Annotated in this window: 24 protein-coding genes; 19 read left to right on the top strand and 5 right to left on the bottom strand. The window is 70.5% G+C overall.

The features are described from left to right. Positions 1–56 precede the first annotated feature (56 nt). The 10 genes from AC27L4_RS13905 to AC27L4_RS13860 all read left to right on the top strand — a co-directional run bounded on the left by AC27L4_RS13905 (position 57) and on the right by AC27L4_RS13860 (position 9,194). On the top strand, positions 57–1,139 hold the full coding sequence (locus AC27L4_RS13905; RefSeq protein ID WP_487142798.1) for an ABC transporter substrate-binding protein: 1,083 nt from the start codon (positions 57–59) through the stop codon (positions 1,137–1,139). A 14-nt stretch (positions 1,140–1,153) separates the two neighbouring features. Beyond that, positions 1,154–2,056, top strand: a complete 903-nt coding sequence (locus tag AC27L4_RS13900; RefSeq protein WP_487142797.1) for an ABC transporter permease — start codon at positions 1,154–1,156, stop codon at positions 2,054–2,056. Then, positions 2,056–2,874: an ABC transporter permease gene (locus AC27L4_RS13895; protein ID WP_487142796.1), complete on the top strand. Its 819-nt coding sequence runs from the start codon at positions 2,056–2,058 to the stop codon at positions 2,872–2,874. The genes AC27L4_RS13900 and AC27L4_RS13895 overlap by 1 nt, the downstream gene beginning before the upstream one ends. Before the next feature lie 38 nt (positions 2,875–2,912). Next, a complete protein-coding gene (locus tag AC27L4_RS13890; RefSeq protein WP_487142795.1) occupies positions 2,913–4,004 on the top strand; it encodes an ABC transporter ATP-binding protein in 1,092 nt (363 codons plus the stop codon). Between the two features lie 4 nt (positions 4,005–4,008). Further along, positions 4,009–4,764, top strand: coding sequence for an SDR family NAD(P)-dependent oxidoreductase (locus AC27L4_RS13885; protein WP_487142794.1), 756 nt, complete (start codon positions 4,009–4,011; stop codon positions 4,762–4,764). Between the two features lie 136 nt (positions 4,765–4,900). Continuing rightward, a complete protein-coding gene (locus AC27L4_RS13880; protein WP_487142793.1) occupies positions 4,901–5,659 on the top strand; it encodes an SDR family NAD(P)-dependent oxidoreductase in 759 nt (252 codons plus the stop codon). Positions 5,660–5,799: 140 nt separating this feature from the next. Beyond that, on the top strand, positions 5,800–6,861 hold the full coding sequence (locus tag AC27L4_RS13875) for an LLM class flavin-dependent oxidoreductase (RefSeq protein ID WP_487142792.1): 1,062 nt from the start codon (positions 5,800–5,802) through the stop codon (positions 6,859–6,861). Further along, positions 6,861–7,433: a flavin reductase family protein gene (locus tag AC27L4_RS13870; protein ID WP_487142791.1), complete on the top strand. Its 573-nt coding sequence runs from the start codon at positions 6,861–6,863 to the stop codon at positions 7,431–7,433. Before AC27L4_RS13875 ends, AC27L4_RS13870 begins: the two co-directional genes overlap by 1 nt. A 25-nt stretch (positions 7,434–7,458) precedes the next feature. Further along, positions 7,459–8,799, top strand: coding sequence for an aspartate aminotransferase family protein (locus AC27L4_RS13865; protein ID WP_487142790.1), 1,341 nt, complete (start codon positions 7,459–7,461; stop codon positions 8,797–8,799). A 14-nt stretch (positions 8,800–8,813) separates the two neighbouring features. Next, positions 8,814–9,194, top strand: coding sequence for a VOC family protein (locus tag AC27L4_RS13860; RefSeq protein ID WP_487142789.1), 381 nt, complete (start codon positions 8,814–8,816; stop codon positions 9,192–9,194). Between the two features lie 6 nt (positions 9,195–9,200). Here AC27L4_RS13860 and AC27L4_RS13855 read toward each other — a convergent pair whose 3' ends face one another. Continuing rightward, positions 9,201–9,983: an IclR family transcriptional regulator gene (locus AC27L4_RS13855; protein ID WP_487142788.1), complete on the bottom strand. Its 783-nt coding sequence runs from the start codon at positions 9,981–9,983 to the stop codon at positions 9,201–9,203. A 344-nt stretch (positions 9,984–10,327) separates the two neighbouring features. On the opposite strand from AC27L4_RS13855, the gene AC27L4_RS13850 reads away from it, so the two are divergent. From AC27L4_RS13850 to pcaF, 3 genes are read left to right on the top strand one after another with little or no spacing between them, the layout of a single operon-like run. Continuing rightward, positions 10,328–11,173 (top strand): CoA transferase subunit A, encoded by an 846-nt coding sequence (locus tag AC27L4_RS13850; protein WP_487142787.1) that lies wholly within the window; start codon positions 10,328–10,330, stop codon positions 11,171–11,173. Positions 11,174–11,183: 10 nt separating this feature from the next. After that, positions 11,184–11,954: a CoA-transferase subunit beta gene (locus AC27L4_RS13845; protein WP_487142786.1), complete on the top strand. Its 771-nt coding sequence runs from the start codon at positions 11,184–11,186 to the stop codon at positions 11,952–11,954. Positions 11,955–11,958: 4 nt separating this feature from the next. Continuing rightward, positions 11,959–13,161, top strand: coding sequence for a 3-oxoadipyl-CoA thiolase (pcaF, locus tag AC27L4_RS13840; protein ID WP_487142785.1), 1,203 nt, complete (start codon positions 11,959–11,961; stop codon positions 13,159–13,161). 15 nt (positions 13,162–13,176) lie between these two features. On the opposite strand, the gene AC27L4_RS13835 is transcribed toward pcaF, so the two are convergent. The 4 genes from AC27L4_RS13835 to AC27L4_RS13820 all read right to left on the bottom strand — a co-directional run bounded on the left by AC27L4_RS13835 (position 13,177) and on the right by AC27L4_RS13820 (position 15,566). Then, complete coding sequence (locus AC27L4_RS13835) at positions 13,177–13,401, bottom strand: hypothetical protein (protein WP_487142784.1); 225 nt, start codon at positions 13,399–13,401, stop codon at positions 13,177–13,179. A gap of 83 nt (positions 13,402–13,484) precedes the next feature. Further along, on the bottom strand, positions 13,485–13,925 hold the full coding sequence (locus AC27L4_RS13830) for a CBS domain-containing protein (protein WP_487142783.1): 441 nt from the start codon (positions 13,923–13,925) through the stop codon (positions 13,485–13,487). A gap of 199 nt (positions 13,926–14,124) precedes the next feature. Next, the gene (locus AC27L4_RS13825; RefSeq protein WP_487142782.1) at positions 14,125–14,508 is read right to left on the bottom strand and encodes a low affinity iron permease family protein; all 384 of its coding nucleotides are present in this window, start codon (positions 14,506–14,508) and stop codon (positions 14,125–14,127) included. Positions 14,509–14,789: 281 nt separating this feature from the next. Continuing rightward, a complete protein-coding gene (locus AC27L4_RS13820) occupies positions 14,790–15,566 on the bottom strand; it encodes an IclR family transcriptional regulator (protein ID WP_487142781.1) in 777 nt (258 codons plus the stop codon). Between the two features lie 202 nt (positions 15,567–15,768). Here AC27L4_RS13820 and AC27L4_RS13815 point away from each other — a divergent pair, with 202 nt between their 5' ends. From AC27L4_RS13815 to AC27L4_RS13790, 6 genes are all read left to right on the top strand, one after another. Further along, the gene (locus AC27L4_RS13815) at positions 15,769–16,920 is read left to right on the top strand and encodes an ABC transporter substrate-binding protein (protein ID WP_487142780.1); all 1,152 of its coding nucleotides are present in this window, start codon (positions 15,769–15,771) and stop codon (positions 16,918–16,920) included. Between the two features lie 84 nt (positions 16,921–17,004). Continuing rightward, the gene (locus tag AC27L4_RS13810) at positions 17,005–17,877 is read left to right on the top strand and encodes an ABC transporter permease (RefSeq protein WP_487142779.1); all 873 of its coding nucleotides are present in this window, start codon (positions 17,005–17,007) and stop codon (positions 17,875–17,877) included. Continuing rightward, positions 17,871–18,653 (top strand): ABC transporter permease, encoded by a 783-nt coding sequence (locus AC27L4_RS13805; RefSeq protein WP_487142778.1) that lies wholly within the window; start codon positions 17,871–17,873, stop codon positions 18,651–18,653. The genes AC27L4_RS13810 and AC27L4_RS13805 overlap by 7 nt, the downstream gene beginning before the upstream one ends. Next, complete coding sequence (locus AC27L4_RS13800) at positions 18,650–19,741, top strand: ABC transporter ATP-binding protein (protein WP_487142777.1); 1,092 nt, start codon at positions 18,650–18,652, stop codon at positions 19,739–19,741. The genes AC27L4_RS13805 and AC27L4_RS13800 overlap by 4 nt, the downstream gene beginning before the upstream one ends. Continuing rightward, positions 19,738–21,237 carry an amidohydrolase family protein gene (locus AC27L4_RS13795; RefSeq protein ID WP_487142776.1) on the top strand — a complete coding sequence of 500 codons (1,500 nt, stop codon included), beginning with the start codon at positions 19,738–19,740 and terminating at the stop codon, positions 21,235–21,237. Before AC27L4_RS13800 ends, AC27L4_RS13795 begins: the two co-directional genes overlap by 4 nt. A gap of 25 nt (positions 21,238–21,262) precedes the next feature. Then, positions 21,263–22,348 carry a DUF4432 family protein gene (locus AC27L4_RS13790; RefSeq protein ID WP_487142774.1) on the top strand — a complete coding sequence of 362 codons (1,086 nt, stop codon included), beginning with the start codon at positions 21,263–21,265 and terminating at the stop codon, positions 22,346–22,348. Positions 22,349–22,351 lie beyond the last annotated feature (3 nt).

Below are 22,351 nucleotides of genomic sequence, written 5' to 3'. Positions count from 1 at the left end.
CGACCGTCCGGCACGAGAGTGCAAAGACGGCCATGATCCAACAGAGGGGAAAGACGATGGTCGACGTTCCTGCTTCGAAGACGACAACCGGGCGCGGCATCAGCCGCCGCGGCCTGCTGGCGGGCCTCACGGCCGGTGTGGCCGGCGCCGCGATCGGCATGCCGGCGGTGGTGCGGGCCCAGCCCGCGACGATGACGATCCCCAATTCGGGGGGCGCGCTGGAGGAGGCCTACAAGAAGGCCTATTTCGACACGTTCAAGGCCAAGACCGGCGTCCAGATCCTCGGCGCGCCCTACATGGACACCGCCCGCGTCAAGGCGATGGTCGAGAACAACGCGGTCGACGTCGACCTGCTCAACATCGACGCCACCGAGGCGGCGGCGCTGGCGCGGCTCGGCCTGCTGGAGCCGATCGACTACGGCGTCATCGACAAGTCGGCGCTGCTTCCCGAGGCGGTGAACGAATTCTACATGCTGGCCGACGTCGCCGCCTATGTCATGGCCTGGAACACCAAGACGTTCGCCGCCGACAACCGGCCCAAGGACTGGTCCGAGTTCTTCGACGCCAAGGCCAAGCCCGGCCAGCGCAGCCTGTGGAAGCTGGCGCCGCAGACGCTGGAGGTGGCGGCGATGGGCGGCGGCCAGCCGCGCGACAAGCTCTATCCCATCGACCTCGACCTCGCCTTTAAGCGGCTCGATGCGATCAAGCCGGACCTGACCTGGTGGTCCTCCGGAGCCCAGAGCGCCCAGCTCCTGATCGGCGGCGAGGTCGATGTCGGCACGGCCTGGAACGGGCGCCTGTTCAAGGCCAAGCTCGACGGCGCGCCGATCGACTACACCTTCGACAACGCCCTCTATGTCTGCGACGCCATGGTGATCCCGAAGGGCGCGCGCAACAAGAAGCTGGCCATGGAGTTCCTGGCCAACATGATGGCGGCGGAGAACCAGGCGACCTTCTCCAAGTCGATCCCCTACGGCCCGGTCAACACCAAGGCCTTCGAGCTGCTCAACCCGCAGGAACGGGCGCTGCTGCCCAACTCGCCGGAGAACAGCAAGACGGCGGTGTTCCAGAACTTCGCCTATTGGGCCGAGTCCGGGCCAGCGGTGTTCGACCGCTTCAACGCCTGGCTGCTCGCCTGAGCGGAGGAACCGGGATGCTGCAACGCGCGACGCCGGTTGCGACGACGGCCGAGCCGGCCCGTGCCTGGCGTCGTCCCTGGGCGCCGGGGCGGGGGAACGCTCTCCTCCTCCTCGCGCCCATCCTGCTCCTCACCCTGTTCTTCCTCGCTCCGCTCGGGGTGGTGGTGGCGCAGAGCTTCTCCGGGCCGACGCCCGGCTTCGGCCAATATGCCGAGATCCTGTCGAACGACAGCACCCTTTCGGTCGTGCTCTACACCTTCCAGACCGCCCTGCTGGTGACGCTGGCGACGCTGGTGCTGAGCTATCCCCTGGCCTTCGTGGTCAGCCGGGCCAGGGGCGGCCTCCTGCATGTCGGCCTGGTGCTGATCCTGGTGCCGTTCTGGACCAGCACGGTGATCCGCACCTATGCCTGGATCGTCATCCTGCAGCGCCGCGGCGTGCTCAACGAGATGCTGCTCGGCAGCGGCCTGATCGACCGGCCGCTGAAGCTGATGAGCAACGGCGTCGGCATGCAGGTGGCGATGATCCACATCATGCTGCCTTTCATGATCCTGCCTCTGCTCAGCGCCATGCGCGGCATCGACGGCACGGTGCTGCGCGCCGCGGCCGTGCTCGGCGCCAACCCCTGGCGCCAGTTCATCCATGTCTACCTGCCGCTGTCGATCCCGGGCATCAGCGCCGGCTGCGTGCTGGTGTTCATCTCCTCGCTCGGCTTCTACATCACGCCGGCCCTGCTCGGCGGCCAGAAGACGATGATCGCGGTGCTGATCGAGCAGCAGGCCTCGCGCCTGCTCAACTGGCCGCTGGCCTCGGCGCTGGCGACGATCGTGCTGGTGCTGACCTGCGTGCTGTTCATGGTCTATGAGCGGGCGATGGGCCGCGTCGGCGGCGGCAGGCCCGTGGGGGAGGCGACGTGATGGCCGGCCCCGGAGCATGGCGCGTCGTCGGCATCGGCATCGCCGCCTTTGCCGTCCTCGTCCTCGCCTACCTCGTGATGCCGACGCTGGTGATCGTGCCGCTGTCGTTCAGCAGCGAGCCGTTCCTCAGCTTTCCGCCGCCTGGCTTCTCGCTGCGCTGGTACGAGGCCTTCGCCGCCAGCCCCGACTACCGCATCGCCATCCTCAACAGCATCCGCATCGGCATTCCCGCCGCGCTGCTGGCCACGACGTTCGGCACGCTGGCGGCCCTTGCCCTGGTCCGCGGCAAGTTGCCGGGCCGGCGGGCGCTGTCGGCGTTGATGATCGCGCCGCTGGTGCTGCCGCAGATCGTGCTGGCGATCGGGCTGTTCCCGATCATGGTGCGGCTCGGGCTGAACGGCACCTATGCGGGCATCCTGCTCGGCCACGCGGTGGTGTGCATGCCGCTGGTGTTCATCACCGTGGCCGCCTCGCTGCGCAGCTATGCGCCGACATTCGAGCTGGCGGCGATGACGCTGGGCGCCAATCCCTGGAACACGTTCCGGTTCGTCACCTTCCCGATGATCCGGGTCGGCGTCGTCGTCGGCTTCATCTTCTCCTTCACCTTCTCGTTCGACGAGCTGATCCTGGCGATCTTCCTGACCAGCCCGGAGACGCGGACCGTGCCACGCCTCCTGTGGGAGCAGCTCAACTACCAGATGACGCCGGTGATCGCCGCGGCGACGGTCGTCCTGCTGACCCTGACCGTCGGCCTCTTGGCCGTGGCGGCGCTGGCCGACCGCTTCGGCGCACGCAAGACCCGGGAGGCTGCGCGATGAACCAGCACATCAAGGTCGACACAGGACGAGCATCCACGATGTCCAGCAGGATCGGCGCGGTCGTCGACTTCGAGGCGGTGGCCAAGAGCTATGGCGAGTTCGAGGCCCTCCAACCGACGTCGCTGCGCGTCGCCGCCGGCGAGTTCTTCGCCATCATCGGCCCGAGCGGCTCGGGCAAGTCGACCCTGCTCGGCATCACGGCCGGCTTCGTGCCGCCTTCGGCCGGCGCCATCCGGGTCGACGGCGCCGACGTGGTCGCGGTACCGCCCTATCGGCGGAACTTCGGCATGGTGTTCCAGAACTATGCCCTGTTCCCGCACATGACCGTGGCGGAGAATGTCGGCTTCCCCCTGCGCATGCGCGGCTGTCCCAAGGCCGAGATCGCGGCGCGTGTGGCGCGCATGCTCGCCATGGTGCGCCTCGACACCATGGCCGACCGCCGCCCGGCGCAGCTCTCCGGCGGCCAGCAGCAGCGCGTGGCGCTGGCCCGCGCCGCCGTCTACGACCCGCTGCTCCTGCTGATGGACGAGCCGCTCGGCGCGCTCGACAAGAACCTGCGCGAGGAGATGCAGGAGGAGATCAAGAAGTTCCAGGCCGCGCTCGGCGCGACGGTGATCTACGTCACCCACGACCAGCATGAGGCCGCGTTCATGGCCGACCGCATCGCCATCATGCGCGGCGGCCGGATCGAGCAGGTCGCCTCGCCGCGCCGGCTCTACGAGCGGCCGGCGACGCCGTTCGTGGCGAGCTTCCTGGGCGAGGCGACGCTGCTGCCGGCCGAGACCGTCGCCGCGCTCGACGGCGAGGAGGCCATGGTGACGACGACGGGCGGCCTCAAGGTCCGCGCCACCGTGCCCGAGGAGCGGGGGCAGGCTTCGGCGGTCTGCATCCGGCCGGAGAACGTCGTGCTGGGGGAGGGGGCCGGCGGGCTCGACAACGCCTTCTCAGGCCGGGTCGAGGACGTCGTCTACACCACCGGCAGCGTCCGCTACCGGGTCCGGCTGGAGGCGGCCGACATCGTGATGACGGCCCGCATTCCCACGCGCCCGGACATCACCCTGCTGGAGCCGGGCCAGCGCATCGAGGTCGGTTGGCGGCGCCGGGACGCCCTCCTGGTCATGGGGAACTGAGACGATGCCGGACATTGCCGGGAAGGTCGCCGTCATCACCGGAGCCGGGTCGGGCATGGGGCGTGCCCATGCCCGGCGGCTCGCCGCGCTCGGCGGGATCGTGGTGCTGCAGGACATCGACGAGCGCGGCCTCGCCGAGACGGCGCAACTGGTCGCCGAGGCCGGCGGGCAGGCCGCGACCCACGCCTTCGACATCGCCGACGTCGCCGCCATCGACCGCATGGCCGGCGAGACGCTGGCGCGCTTCGGGCGCATCGACATCGTCGTCAACAATGCCGGCATCGGCATCGACCGGCCGATCGAGGCGATCGACGCCGCCGCCTTCGACCGGATGATCGGCATCCACGTCAAGGGCAGCTTCTTCTGCGCCCGGGCGGCGGTGCCGTCGATGAAGCAGCGGCGCTGGGGCCGGATCGTCAACGTCTCCTCGCGCTGGGCTCAGGCTGGGCACGACGTCGCCTCCGACTATATCGCGGCCAAGGGCGCGGTGCTCGGGCTGACCAAGGCCTGGGCCAAGGAGCTGGCGCCCTTCGGCATCACCGTCAACGCCATCGCCCCGGGGGGCGTCTGGAGCCGGATGGTGCTGCAGACCCTGGGCGAGGAGGGCGTGCGCCGGGAGGAGCAGGCCGTGCCGCTCGGCCGCTGGGCCCAGCCGGAGGAGATCGCATCGAGCCTGGCCTTCCTCGTCAGCGACGAGGCGGCCTTCATCACGGGACAGGTGGTCAGCCCCAACGGCGGCAAGACGATCGTCGGATTCTAGAGCCAGGCGCTTCCCATGCGGAGGCGCGGACGAGCGACGCCGTGCGGCTGTGCGGCGAAGGACGAGGCGTGCCTGCACGGCACGCGCAATTCCGGCGCGGCGGAGCCGGCGCCGGCAGGCATCGAGGGAGAGGGACATGGCTGAACTTCAGGGAAAGGTGGCCGTCATCACCGGCGCCGGCGCCGGCATGGGCCGGGCGCACGCGCTGCTGCTGGCCGAGCGCGGCGCCCGGATCGTGGCGCAGGACATCCAGGGCGACAAGGCCGAGGAGACGGCGGCGCTGGTGCGCAAGGCCGGGGGCGAGGCCTCTTCGCTCGCCTGCGACATCGCCGACACCGACCGCACGGCGGCGCTGCTGGCCGAGACCGGGCAACGGCTCGGCCGCATCGACATCCTCGTCAACAATGCCGGCATCGGCGGCGAGCCGGTGATCGAAGACACGACCGAGGAGCATTTCGACCGCATGTTCGCGGTGCATGTGAAGGGCAGCTTCTTCGCCACCCGGGCCGTGGTGCCGCTGATGAAGCAGCAGCGCAGCGGCAAGATCATCAACATCTCGTCGATCTGGGGCATGGTCGGGCACCACTATGCCTCGCCCTATTGCGGCGCCAAGGCCGCCCTGCTCGGCCTGACCAAGGCCTGGGCCAAGGAGCTGGCGCCCTGGAACATCCATGTCAACGCGGTGGCTCCCGGCGGCGTCGTCACCGAGATGGTGCTGTCGCAGCCCGACATCGAGGCCCGCATGGCCCAGAAGGTCGCCCGCGTGCCCCTCGGCCGCTACGCCGATCCGCGCGAGCTCTCCTACACCGTCGCCTTCCTCGCCTCGCCCCAGGCCGACTTCATCACCGGACAGGTGATCAGCCCCAATGGCGGCGAGGTGATCGTCGGCATCTGACACCGGCCCGGAGCCGGCCACCCGCCCGGATGGGAGGGGCAGCCCGCCCCTTCGAAATCGCCCTCGGGGCGACGCAACCCGGTTGACATCTTTTATCGTATATCGATAAAATGAAATCACTATATGATATGGAGAAGCAGATGCGGTTCGGTCTCTTCAACCTGATGAACCAGTACGGGCTGGATCAGCGCGACGTGTTCGCGGGCACCATCGCCTGCGCCAGGCTGGCGGACGATCTCGGCTTCGACGTCGCCTGGTTCGCCGAGCACCACTTCTCCAACTACAGCCTGTGCCCCTCGCCGCTGATGATGGCGGCGGCGGTCGCGCGCGAGACCAAGCGCATCGGGCTCGGGCCGGCGGTCATTGTCGCTCCGCTCTACAACCCGATCCGGGTGGCCGAGGAGGTCGCGCTGCTCGACCAGCTCAGCCATGGCCGCGCCGTGCTCGGCATCGGCTCGGGCTATCAGCGCTTCGAGTTCGACGCCTTCGGCGCCGATCTCGCCGAGCGCCAGGAGCGCATGCTGGAGATCTGGCAGATCATCGACCAGGCGGTGCACACCAACCGCTTCCGCTATGCCGGCAAGATGTACCAGCTGCCCGACGTGCCGCAGGCGATCAGCCTCTACCGGCCGCGCCGCCTGGAGACGTTCTTCGTCGCCTGGACGCCGGCGATGATCCGCCATGCCATCGCCACCGACGCGGTGCCGTTCTGCACGGTCGGCTGGGGCGACACGGCGGCGCTGCAGGCGGTGCGCACCCACCTCGCGGCCCAGTATGCCCAGGCCGGCCATGACCTGGCCGGCCGGCGCTTCGCCGCCCAGCGCTACGTCTTCGTCTCCGACGACCGCGCCGAGCTGCGCAAGGTGGCGGAGGGGATCCGCTATGCCGGGCGCTGCGCCGGGCACATGCGGGTCGGCGCCCAGGTGCTCGACGGCCACATCATCGCCGACCTGCCCGTCGAGGGCGAGCCGACGCTCGAGGCGATCCAGGCGGCGCTGCCGATCGGCGACGCCGACACCGTCGCCGAGCGCCTGGTGCACGAGATCCGCACCGTCGGCATCACCGACCTGAGCTGCTTCATGTGGCCGGCGGGCATCGAATCCCGCGCCGCCCTGCGCTCCATGGAGCGGTTCGGCGCCGAGGTGATGCCCAAGGTCCGCAAGGCCCTGGCGGCCGACACGGTGCACGCGGCGGTGGCGTGATGGGCGCGCTCGCGCTGCCTCTCGGTGAGATCCTGGAGGAGGAGCCGTGGCTGGCCGCGGCCTCGCCCCTGGCCGAAGCCGGCGCGGAGGCTTCGCTCGCCGATGCCTTCCGATCCGGCATGCGCAGGCTCGCCGGCGGCGTCTGCGCCGTGAGCGTCCGCCACGGCACCGCCACCGCCGGGCTGACGGCCACCTCGGTGACCTCGCTGTCGATGGAGCCGCCGTCGCTGCTGGTGTCGATCCGCCGGTCCTCCGGCGTGCTGGAGGCGCTGCGCGAGGCACGCCGCTTCACCGTCCACCTTCTGGCCGAGGCGCAGGCGCGCGAGGCCGAGGCCTATGCCGGCCGGCTCGGCCCGGCGGCGCGCGAGAGCCTGGTCGCGGCGAGCCCGGGCAGCGGGCCGCCCCGGCTGACCGGCGCCCTCTGCCATGTCGACTGCCGCACCGGCCGGCTGATCCCGATGTTCTCCCACATCATCGTGGTCGGCATCGTCACCGCGGTCGAGATCGGCGAGGCCGAGCGGCCGCTCGTCTATTTCGACGGGCGCTTCCATGCCCTGGATCGACACGCCTGATCGAGGCGAAACCGGGACGGCACCCATGACCCATGTCTTCCATCGCATGCCCAGGCAGGCCTATCCCATGGCCGTCCGCGGCGAGGGCGCCTATGTCGTCGACGCCGACGGCCGGCGCTATCTCGACGCCTCGGGCGGGGCGGCGGTTTCCTGCCTCGGCCACACCCACCGCAAGGTGATCGAGGCGATCAAGGCCCAGCTCGACACGCTGCCCTTCGCCCACACCTCCTTCTTCACGACGCCTGCGGCCGAGGAACTGGCGGAACTGCTGGCCGGGCGCGCGCCGCCCGGGCTCGATCACGTCTATTTCCTCTCCGGCGGATCGGAAGCGATCGAGGCGGCGCTCAAGCTCTGCCGGCAATATTTCGTCGAGCGCGGCGAGCCCGGCCGGCGGCGCTTCATCGCCCGGCGACAGAGCTATCACGGCAACACGCTCGGCGCCCTTTCGGTCGGCGGCAACCCCGGGCGGCGCGCCCTGTTCGAGCCGATCCTGATCGATGTCGAGCATGTCTCGCCCTGCTACGCCTATCGCGGCCAGGAGGCGGGCGAGAGCGCCGAGGCCTATGGCGACCGGCTCGCGCGCGAGCTGGAGGCTGCCGTCCGGCGCCTCGGGCCGGAAACGATCATCGGTTTCGTCGCGGAGACGGTGGTCGGCGCCACCCTGGGCGCGGTGCCGGCGGTGCCCGGCTATTTCCGGCGCCTGCGCGAGATCTGCGACCGGTACGGCATCCTGCTCGTCCTGGACGAGGTGATGTGCGGCATGGGCCGCACCGGCACGCTGTTCGCCTGCGAGCAGGAAGGCGTCGTGCCCGATGTCGTGGCCGTCGCCAAGGGCCTGGGCGCGGGGTACCAGCCGATCGGCGCGACGATCGCGTCCTCGCGCGTCTACGAGACAATCGTCGCCGGCTCCGGCTTCTTCCATCACGGCCATACCTATGTCGCCCATGCCGCGGCCTGCGCCGGGGCGCTGGCCGTGCAGCGCGCCGTCATCGAGGAGGGATTGCTCGAGCGGGTCGGCGCGCTCGGCCTCGGCCTGTCCGCGCGATTGCGCCAGCTGTTCGAAGGGCATGAGCATGTCGGCGACATCCGCGGGCGGGGCCTGTTCTGGGGCGTCGAGCTGGTCGAGGACCGGGCGAGCAAGGCGCCGTTCGACCCGGCGCTGCGGCTGCATGCGCGGATCAAGGCCAACGCCATGGCCGAGGGCCTGATGTGCTATCCTTCCGGCGGCACCCTGGACGGCCGGCGCGGCGACCACGTGCTGCTGGCGCCGCCCTACATCCTCGAGGAGCGCCAGCTCGACGAGATCGCGGAAAAGCTCAGCCGGGCGATCGACCGCTCGCTCGCCGAAGCGCGCGCGGCGGCCTGAGCGGGGAGGGAGCCATGGCGATCACGCGACTGCAGAACAGCTACTACACCGTCGCCGACGTCGGGCGGGCGCGGGCCTTCTACGAGACCGGCCTCGGCCTGCCGGTGAAGTTCGCCGACGCCGCCCGCTGGGTGCAGTTCGGCGTCGGCGGCGCCAATTTCGCGCTCGCCGCGCCCGAGGAGGCCGCCGCCGGGGCGAGGGGCGCGGTGATCGTGTTCGAGACCGACGACCTCGACGCCATGCGCGGACGGGTGGCGGAGGCCGGGGGCACCGTGCTCGGCGAGCGCGACATGGGCAGCCATGGCCGCACCCTCACCGTCGCCGATCCCGACGGCAACGTGCTGCAGCTGTTCGAGCGGGCACGGGCGCCGGCCGCAGGCCAGTCCGGCGGGTAGAGGCCCTCACCAGGACGGCGGGAAGCGGCTCGCCGACAGGGCCGGGTTCGACATGTCGCGGGCGGCGGTCTGGATCAGGGCGCTGAAGCGCTCGCGGGCGCTGTCAAGGTCGAACTGCGCCTTGTCGAGGGACATCGCCACCGCGGCGACGGGCACGCCGCCGTCGCCGAGGATGGGGGCGGCGATGCCGATCTCGTTCTCCAGCACCTCGCCGTCCTGCCAGGCGATGCCCTCCTTGCGGAAGACGACGAGCAGGCGCCGGATCTCCTCGGGGTCGACGATGGTGCGGCTGGTCAGGCGCTGCATCGGCGAATGGCTGAGGATGCGGTCGACATCCGCATCCGGCATGCAGGCCATCATCGTCCGGCCGGCGGCGGTGCAGAAGGCGTAGCGGCGCACGGGCAGCAGCGCGAAATCGTGGCTGACCAGGTTGGGCACCCGGTTGACGTAGAACACATGCGCCCCGTCCATCAGCGCCACGCTCACCGCCTCGGTGGTCTGGCGCGCCAGAGGCTCGACATATTTCAGGGCCTGCAGCATCAGCGGATCGGTCTGGCAGAAGGACACCGCGAAGGAGATGAAGCGCGGCGACAGGCTGTAGCGCTTGCTCTTCTGGTGCCGGCGCAGCAGGCCGAGATTCTGCAGGGTGAACAGCAGCCGCTGCACCGAGCCCTTCTCGAGGCCCGTCTTGGCGACGATCTCCGAGAAGGTGAAGCTCTCGGCATTCTCGTTGTAGAGGTCCAGGATCTTGACCGCCTTCTCGAGCGTGCCGAGTTGAAGGGCACTCATTCCATTCCCTTTCGTGGGTCCGTCTCCCGGTCCCCACGGGCCGGCGGAAAGCCGGCGGGGGGCCGTCCCGGGCGGGGATCGGTCGGGTCGCGGACGCGGAATCGCATTCTGCGCCCCCTGAATTGCATGGCAGCCGCAGCGGTTCAATCAGCGATCGCACGGACGGCGCGTGGCGGCATGGGATAACGGTTCGGCCCAAAACCAACCGACTTTCAGCAGTGTGCGATATACGAACAGGTGTTCACAATTCGCCCTTGACCGGCAAGGGCAGCTTGCGCTTACACTGGGCGGAGAAAGCACGATTGTGCGGTATACGCACATTCCAAAGTCCGGAAACACGCGCAATGGCAGAGTTCCTCGACCTGGCCTCGGCCGTGGAGGCCAATCTCCGCGACGGCGACAGTGTCGCCATGGAGGGCTTCACCCACCTCATCCCCTATGCCGCCGGCCATGAGGTCATCCGGCAGGGGCGGCGGGATCTGAAGCTGATCCGCATGACGCCGGACATCCTCTACGACCAGTTGATCGGCGTCGGCGCAGCCCGCAAGCTGACATTCTCCTGGGGCGGCAATCCCGGCGTCGGCTCGCTGCACCGCATGCGCGACGCGGTGGAGAACGGCTTTCCCAACCCGATCGAGCTGGAGGAGCACTCCCACGCCGCAATGGCCCATGCCTACGAGGCCGGCGCCGCCAACCTGCCCTTCGCCGTGTTCCGCGGCTATGTCGGCGCCGACCTGCCCAAGGTGAATCCGACCATCCGCGCGATCGAATGCCCCTATACCGGCGAGCGGCTGGCGACGGTGCCGGCGATCCGGCCCGACGTCGCCATCATCCACGCGCTGCGGGCCGACCGGGACGGCAATGTGCTGATCGAAGGGATCCTCGGCGTGCAGAAGGAGGCGGTGCTGGCGGCCCGGCGCTCGATCGTCACGGTGGAGGAGGTGGTCGACAGCTTCGGTCCGCGCTCGGCCAATGCGGTGATCCTGCCGGCCTGGACGGTCGGCGCCATCGCCGTGGTGCCGGGCGGCGCCTTCCCGTCCTACGCCCACGGCTATTACCGCCGCTCGAACGCCTTCTACCTCGCCTGGGACGCGATCTCCCGCGACCGCGACAGCTTTGCCGCCTGGGTCCGGGAGAACATCCTCGCCCGCGATGCGGCGGCCTTCGCCCGCCATGCGCAGGCCGCGTGAGGAGGCCGTCATGAGCGATGTCACGCCCACCGAGATGATGACCGTCGCGGCCGCCCGCGCCCTGCGCAACGAGGATGTCTGCTTCGTCGGCATCGGCGCGCCCTCGGCCGCCTGCAACCTGGCGCGCCTGACCCATGCGCCGGGCATCACCCTGATCTACGAATCCGGCACCATCGGCACGCGCCCGGACGTACTGCCCCTCTCGATCGGCGACGGCGAGCTGTGCGACACCGCCCTGACCACGGTGCCGGTGCCGGAAATGTTCCGCTACTGGCTGCAGGGCGGGCGCATCACCGTCGGCTTCCTCGGCGGCGCGCAGATCGACCGGTTCGCCAACCTCAACACCACCGTGGTCGGCGCCTATGACCGGCCGAAGGTGCGCCTGCCCGGCGGGGGCGGCGCGCCGGAGATCGCCGCCCATTGCGGCGAGGTGTTCATCACCATGGCCATGGGCCAGCGCACCTTCGTCGAGACGCTGCCCTTCGTCACCTCGATGGGCCACGGCACCGGCGGCGACCACCGCCGCCGGCTCGGCCTCGCCACCAGGGGCCCAACGCGGGTGATGACGGATCTGTGCGTGATGGCGCCCGATCCGGACAGCAAGGAGCTGACCGTGATGTCCCTGCATCCGGGCGTGACGCGCGAGCAGGTGCAGGCGGGCTGCGGCTGGCGGCTGCGCTTCGCCGAGGCGCTCACCGAAACGCCGCCGCCGACCGCGACGGAGCTTTCGGTGCTGCGCGACCTCCACGCCCGCACCCGGCGGGCCCATGCCGGGGCCTGAGCCGATGGACGCCTACATCGTCGACACCGTCCGCACGCCGATCGGGCGCTTCGGCGGAGCGCTCGCCCCGGTGCGTCCCGACGACCTTGCGGCCCTGCCGCTGCGCACCCTGGTGGAGCGCCATCCGGGCCTCGACCCAGCGGCCATCGACGAGGTCGTGCTCGGCTGCGCCAACCAGGCGGGCGAGGACAACCGCAACGTCGCCCGCATGGCGAGCCTGCTGGCCGGGCTGCCGGCCTCGGTGCCGGGCACCACGGTCAACCGGCTGTGCGGTTCCGGGCTCGACGCGGTCGCCATCGCCGCCCGCCAGATCAGGGCGGGCGAGGCCGAGCTGGTCCTGGCGGGCGGGGTCGAATCCATGTCCCGCGCGCCCTTCGTCATGCCCAAGGCGGAGGCGGCCTTTTCCCGGGCCGCCGAGATCCACGACACCACGATCGGCTGGCGTTTCGTCAATCCGCTGATGCAGGCCCGGTACGGCACCGACTCCATGCCCGAGACCGGAGAGAACGTCGCGGCCGAGTTCGGCATCTCGCGCCTGGACCAGGATGCCTTCGCCCTGCGCAGCCAGCAGCGGGCCGCGGCGGCGCAGCGCAGCGGCCGGCTGGCGCGGGAGATCGTTCCCGTCCGGATCCCGGGCCGCAAGGGCGCGGTGACCAGCATCGAGGCGGACGAGCATCCCCGGGCCGACACCACCCTGGAGGGGCTGGCCCGGTTGCCGACGCCGTTCCGGCAGGGCGGCACCGTCACCGCGGGCAATGCCTCCGGCGTCAATGACGGCGCGGCGGCCCTGCTCATCGCTTCCGCCGCCGCCTGCCGGCGCCATGGCCTGACGCCGATGGCCCGCATCCTCGGCGCGGCCACGGCCGGCGTGCCGCCGCGGATCATGGGGATCGGCCCGCTGCCGGCCTCGCAGAAGCTGATGCGGCGGCTCGGGCTCGGCATCGCCGATTTCGACGTGGTCGAGCTCAACGAAGCCTTCGCCAGCCAGGCGCTGGCCGTGCTGCGCGGCCTCGGCGTCGCCGACGACGCCGGGCACGTCAACGCCCACGGCGGCGCCATCGCCCTCGGCCATCCGCTCGGCGCGTCGGGCGCGCGCATCGCCGGCTCCGCAGCGCTCGACCTTCGCGAGCGTGGCTCCGGCCGCGCCCTCGTCACCATGTGCATCGGTGTCGGCCAGGGCATCGCGCTGGCGCTGGCGGCGGCCTGATCCGGCGGCGCATCCTCAGGGCAGGGGGACAGCGGGCTCATGCCGCTCGCGGCGGTGCCGCATCCGCATCGGCGGTGACTGCTCGTCGGGGTTCGGGTTGGGGATCTCGTCCGGCAGCTCCTGCGGATCCGGTTCCTCGACGGGCGGCGGGTCGTGGTCGGGATCGGGCGTCGGCGGCGGAACGTCCGGCCTGGGCGGCGGACCGTCCGGCGTCGGCTTCTTCGGATCGGGATCGGGCATCAAGCGTCCTCCTGGGGCCCGAGCCTGCGGGCCGGGCCCCGGTTCTGTGAGCGAGGGGCGCCGGCCGCGGCGCGCGCCGCCCCTCAGGCGTGGGCCGGCGGGGAATGCAGGCCGCCGGGCTCGGTCACGCTGCCGAAGGCGAGGCCGGCGGTTTCCGCGTCCTGGCTGTGCGCCACGTCCGCCAGCGAGACCACGCCGACCAGGCGCTTGTCGCGGCTCACCACCGGCAGGCGGCGGATCCGCTGCTCGCCCATGATCGTCGCCACGCGGTCGATCTGGTCGTCCTCGAAGCAGTACTTGACCTCGGCGGTCATGGCGTCGCGCACGCGTGACTGGCCGTCGGCGCCGCGCGCCAGCGCCCGCACCACGATGTCCCGGTCGGTGATCATGCCGACCAGGCGGTCATTGTCGCCGACGGGCATGAAACCGATGTCCTTGTCGGCCATCATCCGGGCGACCTCGGCGATGGTCTGGTCCGGCCGCGCGAGCTGGACATCGCGGCACATGGCATCTCGAACGAACATGGCAGGCTCCTGCGTCTCGATCTTCGGTTGACCGGCCCGATGCGGCGCGCGGCGCGCCGGACTTGCCGTTCGCGGCGCGCGCCTGGGCCGAGCCGGCGTCGCCAGCCCCTTCCTGCCCAATCCCGGTTCCGGCATCCTGGTTCCATGGCCGGCCCACGGCAAGCGGCACGGGCGTCCTCGATCCGCCGGGACCGGCGGCTCAGGTGGCGGTCGAGGCGTTGGCGGCGTGGATCTTCGCCGCGGCCACGCATTTGCGGCGGAACTCCTCGACCTCCTCCTGGCTGAGATGCTCGATGCCGACGAAGATGTCCTGGGCGGCGCTGGTGAGGATCAACTCGTCGAGCTTGACCTGGATGGCCGCGCCGTCGCGGTTCTGGGTGTTCTGGATCAGGAACACCATCAGGAAGGTGACGATGGTCGTGCCGGTGTTGATGGCGAGCTGCCACGTGTCGGAGAATCCGAAGAAGGGACCGGCAGCGGCCCAGGCGAGCAAGCTCAGGCAACAGACCGCGAAGGTCACCGGATGGCCCGCCGCCGTGGCGACGGCGTGGGCGAAGTTGGCGAAGGCGCGTGAGAACGACATGGCGGCACCGGGATGGCTGGACGACAGCTCCTCAACGAGGCGACCCGCGCCTTGTTCCGCGTCCGCCGGCCCCGGCCGGCATTCGGGCCGGTCCTCAGATCGACCTTGTCCAGACCCGGCGGGAGGCGAGATTGCGGGCCCCTGGAGCGATGCCGACGCGCCGGACGTCTTACGGTGTCCCGATCCAGCCGAGAACTCGATGACATCGCCAGCGCCGGCTGGCGGCGATCACGCCGGCACGACGAGATAGCGCGCCAAACGGATTTTGGGCAAAGGCGAATTCAGAGCAGGGCGGCGCTGATGTCGGCGCAGGCTGCCGCCAGGGCCTGGCGCAGGGCCTCGTCCTGCTCGGCCGCGCCGACCCGGCGCAGGCAGGGCATCACCACGCTGGCGACGCCGCGACCCGCCTTGTCGAGGATCGGCGCGCAGATATCGGTGACGCCGAGGACGTCGTGGCTGGCCGACACCGTCGAGCCATCGGCGGCGATGCGGTCGAGCTGGCGTTGCAGGGCCTCGAGATCCGGCCGGATGCCGGTGAGCGCCGCGCTCTCCTCGATCAGGCGCCGGCGCAGCTCGGGGGGCTGGAAGGCGATGATGGTCTGGCCGGAGGCGGCGTCGATCGCCGGGCGGCGATAGCCGAGCTGCAGCGAGAAATTGATCTCGGAGCGTCCGGTCGCGGTGGCGACGACGACCGTCTCCCCCCGGTTGACGACGACCAGGTGGGCCGCGTGCCCGACGGCGTTGCTCAGCCGCTCCAGCACCGGCAGCGCCACCTCGACCAGGGAGCGCGAGCGCGGCGTGCGCATGCCGAGCTCGAACAGCTTGTTGCTGAGCATCAGCCGGTCCGTTGCCGCATCGCGGTGCAGGTAGCCGCGCTCGACCAGCACGTAGACCATGCGGAAGATCTCGTTCTTGGAGCGCCCGAGCCGTTCGCCGATCTGCCGGGCGGTCATGGGCTCGGCCGTCGCCGCCAGGAGCTCGATGATGTCCAGCCCCTTCTCCAGCGCCGGCGCCGAATAGGTCGCCCGGTCGCCCCTGTCCTCCGCGTTCTCGTCCACGCGTCGTCTCCTATTGGTTTTACAAGTGATACTTGACTTCATATGCGAAACCAAGTCTAGTCGCGATATCGGCGGCGAAACCATGCCTCGGGCGCCGGCGCCGATGTCATGCCGCAGGCCGGTCCGCAACCGGCTCGCGTGCCGGTCCTGTTTCTCCCGTGCTGCCATCCAGATTCAAGACAATCCCGAAGAGGAGACCGCCATGGATCATCGACTGAAGAGCGTGCTCGACGCCAAGCTGCACGCCCGGCTCGACCGCCGCCGCTTCATCCAGGGCGCGGCGGGCCTGGCGACGATGACCGTGCTCGGCGGCCCGGCGCGGGCGGCCGCGCTCGGCGGAGAGCTCAACTTCTTCGGCTGGGACGGCGAGCACGGCGGCAACGTCGCCAAGCCGTTCCTGGAGGCCAACGGCATCAAACTCCAGGCTTCGTTCCAGTCGGCCGCCGACGAGGCGCTGACGCGCATGAACACGGGCGGGCGCGGCTCCATGGATCTGCTCACGCCGAACAAGGACTTCCAGCGCGCCATCCTGGCCTCCAAGGACGAGCTGTTCCAGCCGCTCGATCTTTCTCGCATCCCCAGCGCCAAGGGCCTGTTTCCGGCCTTCCGCGATGCGCCCTGGCTGACCCGCGCCGGCCAGACCTACGGCATTCCGATGATCTGGGGCGACGAGCCCTGCGTGTTCAATCCGGCCAAGTGGGAGGCGATGCCGCCCAAGTACACCGATTTCGCCGATGCCAAGTACAAGGGCCAGCTGGTGCTGCTCGACGACCCCTTCGGCAATATCTGGCTCTACGCCGTCTCCCTCGGCATGCCCGAGCCGAGCCGCCTCACCGCGGCGCAGCTGCAGGAGGTGCTCAAGGCGATGCTGGCGATGAAGGCGAACGTCGTCACCATCGGCGCCTCCCACGGCGACATGGCCGACGTGCTGATCCGTGGCGATGCCTCCATCGGCATCGGCGGCTGGGCCTACCAGACGCTGATCGCCAAGCAGAAGGGCGTGAAGCTGGTGGTGGGCTCGCCCTCGGTCGACGGTACCTTCTTCTGGTCCGACGCCTATGCCATCGCGGTCGAAGCCCCGAACCTCGACAATGCCTACGGCTTCATCGAGTTCATGACCTCGGCCAAGTCCAACGCCGCCCTCGCCACCGAGCTCGGCTCGGGCTGCACGGTCGAGGCCGCCTTCGACCTGCTCGATCCCGGCCTGCGCGACCTCTACCCCTATGCCAATGTCCGCGATGCCGGCGGCGGCATCCTCGGCACCCAGATCGTCGTGCCGCCGCGCGAGCCGGAGGGCGAGGTCGTCGGCGCCGCCGCCTGGGTCGAGGCCTGGCAGACCTTCAAGGTGTCGTAGCCCAGCAAGCACGGCCGTACCCCTCTCCCGGCCGGGAGAGGGGAGCTCCAGCGTCCATGCGCCGTGGCAAGTCCGGAAACGACGATGTCCCCCACCCCTTCCGCATCGGCGCGGAGTTCCTGGCGGCGGCTCGGGCCGCTGCTGCCGGCCGGGTCGTTCTATGCCGTCTTCTTCGCCGTGCCGATGGCCTGCCTGTTCGTGCTCAGCTTCTGGACCGCCAAGGGATTCGAGCTGATCCCCGGCGCGACGCTGGCCAATTACGAGAAAATCTTCGCCTCGCCCCTGCACCGGGTGCTGCTGGCGCGCACCATCGGCGTCGCCTTCGTCACCGCCTGCATCGTCGTGCCGGTCGCCTTCGCCCTGTCGGCCTGCATGCGCTTCGTGTTCGAGCGGCGCGGCCAACTGATCCTGCAACTGGTGCTGCTGTCGCTGTTCAGCGGCTACCTCGTGCGCATCTATGCCTGGCGCACCATCCTGGGCAAGCAGGGCCTGCTCAACGCGACCCTGCAATGGCTCGGCGTCGTCGGCGAGCCGCTGGAGTTCCTGATCTACAGCAACTTCGCCGTGGTGGTGACGCTGAGCGGCCTGCTGCTGCCGCTGGCGGTGCTGCCGATCTATTCGGCCATGCTCAACATCTCGCGCGACCACCTGGAGGCGGCCCGCGACCTCGGCGCCGGCCGGCTGCACCTGGTGCGCACCGTGCTGCTGCCGATGGCGCTGCCGGGCGTGCGCACGGCCTTCGCCTTCGCCTTCCTGCTGGCGGCGGGCGACTTCGTCACGCCGAGCCTGGTCGGCGGCACGCAGAGCCTGCTCATCGGCAATGTCATCGCCGACCAGTTCCGCGGCATCGGCTCGAACTGGCCGCTCGGCGCGGCCCTCGCCTTCGTCACCGTCGCGGCGATGCTGGCGATCTATCTCGCCGTGACCCGCGCCATCCGCTGGGTGACGACATGGTGAGCCGTTCCCGCCTGCTGCCCGCGCTGTTCGCGATCGCGGTGCTGCTCTATCTCTACGCGCCGATCGTGGTGATCGTGCTGTTCTCCTTCACCACCTCGCCGCGGCTCAGCATGCCGATCGAGGGCCTGACGCTCGGCTGGTACGAGAACGCCCTGACCAACCCCCTGATGTCGACGGCGCTCGCCAACAGCCTGACGCTCGCCGCCCTCTCGGCGCTGCTGGCCGGCATCGTCGGCGCCGCCTTCTCCTTCGGCCTGACCGCCCTGAAGAGCCGGCGGCTGCGCGAGGCCCTGCTGGCCGCCAGCCTGTTGCCGGCGATCGTGCCGCTTCTGGTGATCGGCATCTCGCTGGCCGTGTTCTTCCGCGTGCTCGGCATGCCGCAGGGGCTGGTCAACACCGCCATCGGCCATGTCCTCGTCAGCCTGCCCTTCGTGGTGCTGACCATGAACGCCCGGCTCGAGACCTTCGACTTCTCGACCCTGGAGGCGGCTCGCGACCTCGGGGCCTCGCCCGTCCGCACCTTCCGCGACATCACATTCCCGCTGATCCGCCCCTCCGTCATCGGCGCGGCGCTGCTCGCCGCGGCGCTGTCGCTCGACGAGTTCGTCGTCACCTGGTTCAACATCGGCAACCAGCAGTCGGTGCCGGTGCTGGTCTGGGGACTGATGCGGCGCGGCGTCGACCCGTCGATCAACGCCATCGCGACGATCCTGCTGGCGCTGCTGGTCTGCCTGGTCGTCGCCTCGAACCTGTTCAACAGAAAGACGCCATCGTGACCGAGGCCGCCGTCGAAATCATCGGTGTCAGGAAGCATTTCGGCGCGGCCAGGGCGCTGGAGCGGGTCGACTTCGCCGTCGCCGACAACGAGTTCGTCTCGCTGCTAGGCGCCAGCGGCTGCGGCAAGTCGACATTGCTGCGCATCATCTCCGGCTTCGAGCCGCCGAGCGAAGGCCGGATCCGCATCTATGGCGAGGACGTCACCGACCGGCCGCCCGAGCGCCGCCCGACCAACATGGTGTTCCAGCGCGGGGCGCTGTTCCCGCATATGAGCGTGCGCGACAATGTCGCCTACAGCCTCAAGTTGCGCAAATGGCCGAGGGCACGCATCGACTCCCGGGTCGAGGAGATGCTGGCGCTGGTCCGCCTCGAGGGGCTGGGAGAGCGCGCGCCCACCCAGCTCAGCGGCGGCCAGGCCCAGCGCGTGGCGCTTGCCCGGGCGCTGGCCGGCGAGCCCAAGGTGCTGCTGCTCGACGAGCCGCTTTCGGCGCTCGACCTCAAGCTGCGCGAGCAGATGCAACTGGAGCTGCGCGCCATCCAGCGCAAGCTCGGCGCCACCTTCATCTTCGTCACCCACGACCAGACCGAAGCCCTGGTGATGTCCGACCGCATCGCCATCATGAATGGCGGCCGCATCGTCCAGGCCGGCACGCCGCAGGAGATCTACCGCCGGCCCGCCTCGGTCTTCGTCTCCGACTTCATCGGCCAGACCAACCTCTGGCACGGCACCGTCGTCGAGGCCGGGGCCGATGCGGCGGTGCTGGCCGTGGCCGAGGCCCGGTTCCGGGTGCCGAAGCCGGCCCATCCGCTGGCGGTCGGCGACAAGGCCAGCCTGTCGGTCCGCCCGGAGGCCATCCGCCTGCGTCGCGGCGAGGCGCCGCCGCCGGAGGGGCGGGGCGTCGCCGGCACGGTGGCGGAGATCGTCTATCTCGGCGCCAGCGTCCGGGTCGGCACCCGGCTCGCCGACGGCGCCGTCATCTGGGCCGACCTGCGCGACGAGGAGGCGGACGAGATCGCCGTCGGCGCGCCGGTGATGCTCGCCTGGTCGCAGGCCGCGGCCACGCTGCTGAGGGGAGACACGCCATGAGCACCGCCGGACAGGGCAGGGCGCCGCAGACGGCGGACCTGATCATCCGCCACGCCTACGTCATCACCATGGACGATGCCGGCCGCATCCATCCCGACGGCGCGGTCGTGGTCGACAGGGGCCGCATCCTCGCCGTCGGCGACGACGCCGCGATCGCCCCGCGCTATGTCGCGGCACGCAGCATCGATGCGGGCGGGGCGCCGGTGCATCCCGGCTTCGTCGAATGCCACCTGCACGCCTCCTTCCAGATCTTCCGGGGCGCGCTGCCCGACCAGATGAAGGAGAGCGACGCCTTCGACAGCTTCGAGAGCCGTTTCTTCAACACGGTCAACGACGAGGAGGAGTTCCTCTCCGTCCTGCTCGCCTGCATGGAGATGATCCGCAACGGCACCACCTGCTTCATGGAGGCGGGCACGGTGCTCTCGCCCGCCGAGGCGGCGCGGGCGGCCGAAATGGTCGGCATCCGCGCCATCCTGGGCGATGCCTTCATCTGGGACCAGCCGCAGGGCTTCGCCCAGGGCATGCTGGAGGACCATGGGGCTGCCTGCGGCGCCTGCGCCGCCCAGGCCCGCATCCGCACCGTGCTCGCCCGCGCGCCGAAGAGCCGGGCCGAGGCGCTCGACCGCATGGGCGCCGAGCTCGCCCGCAACGCCGCCCCGGAGGCGCTGGTCACCGGCCATGTCGCCATTCTCGGCCTCGGCACCGCCAGCGAGGAGCTGATGGTCGAGGCCAAGCGCCGGGCCGATGCGGCCGGCGTCACCTTGAACCTGCACCAGTCCTACAGCCCGGCCGACACCGAGGCCGACCGGAGCCGCTTCGGCAAGGATCCGCTGCTGCACCTGGCGGAGATCGGCCTGCTCGACCGCAACGTCACCTTCGGCCACGGCAACCACCTGACCGACGCCGAATGCGATGCGCTGGTGGAGCGCGGCGCCTCGATCGCCTGGGCGCCGGCCGCCTCGATGATGTGGGGCCATGGCGGCTCGTTCCATGGCCGCCATGCCGAGCTGTGGCGCCGCGGCGCCAACATCGCGCTCGGCTCGGACTCGGCCAACTGGTCGAACGATTTCGACCTCTGGCGCCAGGCGAACCTGGCGGTGATGGCGGCGCGCGAGGCCCATGGCGACCGCACCTATCTCGTCGCAGAGGACGGTCTCGCCATGGCGACGCGGGCGGGGGCCCGCGCCGTCGGCCTCGAGACGCAGATCGGCTCGCTCGAGCCGGGCAGGCGCGCCGACCTCGTCATCCACACCCTGGACCGGCCGGAGATGGTGCCGACCACCAACATGGTCCGCAACCTCTTCTACGCCTCGCGTTCCAAGTCGGTGGACACGGTGATCGTCGACGGCCGCATCGTGCTGGAGAAGGGACGCTTCGTCGCGCTCGACGAGCCCGGCCTGCTCGCCGAGATCCGCAAGGCCGCGGCCGGCCTGTTCGCCCGCATGGGACACACGGTCGAGGCCAATGCCGTGCCGCGCGGTCCCCGCGCATCCTGAAGCCGTTGCAGCCGGAGCGCCAGCCATGTCCGACGATATTGTCCATATCGCGCTCGTGCCCGCCCAGTTCGGCGAGCGCGAAGCCGTCGTGGCGCGCCATGCCGGCCTGACGGCGTCGGCGTTCCGCTATCCCTCCGGCGTCGCGGCGCTGCGCATCGAGAACGGCGCCGGCCACCTCGTCCTGCTGCCCTGGCAAGGCCAGCAGATCTGGGACGCCGTCTTCCTCGGACGCACCCTGACCATGCGCTCGATGTTCGAGCAGCCGATGCCGACGCGAGACTATCTCGCCACTTACGGCGCGTTCTTCATCCATTGCGGCGCGGCCGCCATGGGCAATCCCGGGCCGGCCGACTCCCATCCCCTGCACGGCGAGCTGCCCAACGCCTGCTATGACAGCGCCGAGCTGATCGTCGGCCGCGACGACGCCGGCCCCTTCATGGAGCTGACCGGCGGCTGCCGCCAGACCCTGGCCTTCAGCCACGACTATGTCGCCCGGCCGCGGCTGCGGCTCCACCTGGGCGACGCGGCGGTCGAGGCCGAGATGGCGATCGAGAACCGCAAGCGCTCGCCCATGGCGCTGATGTATCTCGGGCACATCAATTTCCGCCCTGTCGACGGCGCCAACCTCGTCGACACCGTGCGCGAGGATCGCCGCGACATCGCCGTGCGTGCCGCGCCACCCGCGCCGGACGCGGCGTTCGCCTCATATCACGCCGACGTGGTCGCCGATCCCGCCCGGCACCGCCGGCTCGTGCCGGGGGCGCCGATCGAGCCGGAGCTGGTGCTGACCATGCGGGCGGCGGCCGACGCCGAAGGCTGGGCCCACGCCCTGCAGCGCCACCCCGACGGCAGTGGCGATTTCGTCAGCCACCGGCCGGCCGAATTGCCGCATGCCGTGCGCTGGATCACCCGCGGGCCGGACCAGGACGTGCTCGGCCTGGTGCTGCCCGCCACCGCTCCCCCCGACGGGCTCGCCGCAGCCACGGCCAAGGGCCAGCTCGTCACGGTGGCGCCAGGCGCCACCTTCCGCGCCCGCATGCGCTTCGGCGCCCTCGACCCCGCTTCCGCCGCCAGGCTCGAGCGGACAATCGCAACCCTGCGCGCCGGCTGACCC

The sequence above is a fragment of the Labrys sp. Lb11 genome (genome assembly GCF_057554225.1).
This window is presented reverse-complemented; position numbering and strand designations above follow the sequence as displayed.

Bases quoted from the DNA above. Each gene is read 5' to 3' on its own strand.
- AC27L4_RS13905 (WP_487142798.1), top strand. From the start codon at position 57: ATGGTCGACGTTCCTGCTTCGAAGACGACAACCGGGCGCGGCATCAGC.
- AC27L4_RS13900 (WP_487142797.1), top strand. From the start codon at position 1,154: ATGCTGCAACGCGCGACGCCGGTTGCGACGACGGCCGAGCCGGCCCGT.
- AC27L4_RS13895 (WP_487142796.1), top strand. From the start codon at position 2,056: ATGGCCGGCCCCGGAGCATGGCGCGTCGTCGGCATCGGCATCGCCGCC.
- AC27L4_RS13890 (WP_487142795.1), top strand. From the start codon at position 2,913: ATGTCCAGCAGGATCGGCGCGGTCGTCGACTTCGAGGCGGTGGCCAAG.
- AC27L4_RS13885 (WP_487142794.1), top strand. From the start codon at position 4,009: ATGCCGGACATTGCCGGGAAGGTCGCCGTCATCACCGGAGCCGGGTCG.
- AC27L4_RS13880 (WP_487142793.1), top strand. From the start codon at position 4,901: ATGGCTGAACTTCAGGGAAAGGTGGCCGTCATCACCGGCGCCGGCGCC.
- AC27L4_RS13875 (WP_487142792.1), top strand. From the start codon at position 5,800: ATGCGGTTCGGTCTCTTCAACCTGATGAACCAGTACGGGCTGGATCAG.
- AC27L4_RS13870 (WP_487142791.1), top strand. From the start codon at position 6,861: ATGGGCGCGCTCGCGCTGCCTCTCGGTGAGATCCTGGAGGAGGAGCCG.
- AC27L4_RS13865 (WP_487142790.1), top strand. From the start codon at position 7,459: ATGACCCATGTCTTCCATCGCATGCCCAGGCAGGCCTATCCCATGGCC.
- AC27L4_RS13860 (WP_487142789.1), top strand. From the start codon at position 8,814: ATGGCGATCACGCGACTGCAGAACAGCTACTACACCGTCGCCGACGTC.
- AC27L4_RS13855 (WP_487142788.1), bottom strand. From the start codon at position 9,983: ATGAGTGCCCTTCAACTCGGCACGCTCGAGAAGGCGGTCAAGATCCTG.
- AC27L4_RS13850 (WP_487142787.1), top strand. From the start codon at position 10,328: ATGGCAGAGTTCCTCGACCTGGCCTCGGCCGTGGAGGCCAATCTCCGC.
- AC27L4_RS13845 (WP_487142786.1), top strand. From the start codon at position 11,184: ATGAGCGATGTCACGCCCACCGAGATGATGACCGTCGCGGCCGCCCGC.
- pcaF (WP_487142785.1), top strand. From the start codon at position 11,959: ATGGACGCCTACATCGTCGACACCGTCCGCACGCCGATCGGGCGCTTC.
- AC27L4_RS13835 (WP_487142784.1), bottom strand. From the start codon at position 13,401: ATGCCCGATCCCGATCCGAAGAAGCCGACGCCGGACGGTCCGCCGCCC.
- AC27L4_RS13830 (WP_487142783.1), bottom strand. From the start codon at position 13,925: ATGTTCGTTCGAGATGCCATGTGCCGCGATGTCCAGCTCGCGCGGCCG.
- AC27L4_RS13825 (WP_487142782.1), bottom strand. From the start codon at position 14,508: ATGTCGTTCTCACGCGCCTTCGCCAACTTCGCCCACGCCGTCGCCACG.
- AC27L4_RS13815 (WP_487142780.1), top strand. From the start codon at position 15,769: ATGGATCATCGACTGAAGAGCGTGCTCGACGCCAAGCTGCACGCCCGG.
- AC27L4_RS13810 (WP_487142779.1), top strand. From the start codon at position 17,005: ATGTCCCCCACCCCTTCCGCATCGGCGCGGAGTTCCTGGCGGCGGCTC.
- AC27L4_RS13805 (WP_487142778.1), top strand. From the start codon at position 17,871: ATGGTGAGCCGTTCCCGCCTGCTGCCCGCGCTGTTCGCGATCGCGGTG.
- AC27L4_RS13795 (WP_487142776.1), top strand. From the start codon at position 19,738: ATGAGCACCGCCGGACAGGGCAGGGCGCCGCAGACGGCGGACCTGATC.
- AC27L4_RS13790 (WP_487142774.1), top strand. From the start codon at position 21,263: ATGTCCGACGATATTGTCCATATCGCGCTCGTGCCCGCCCAGTTCGGC.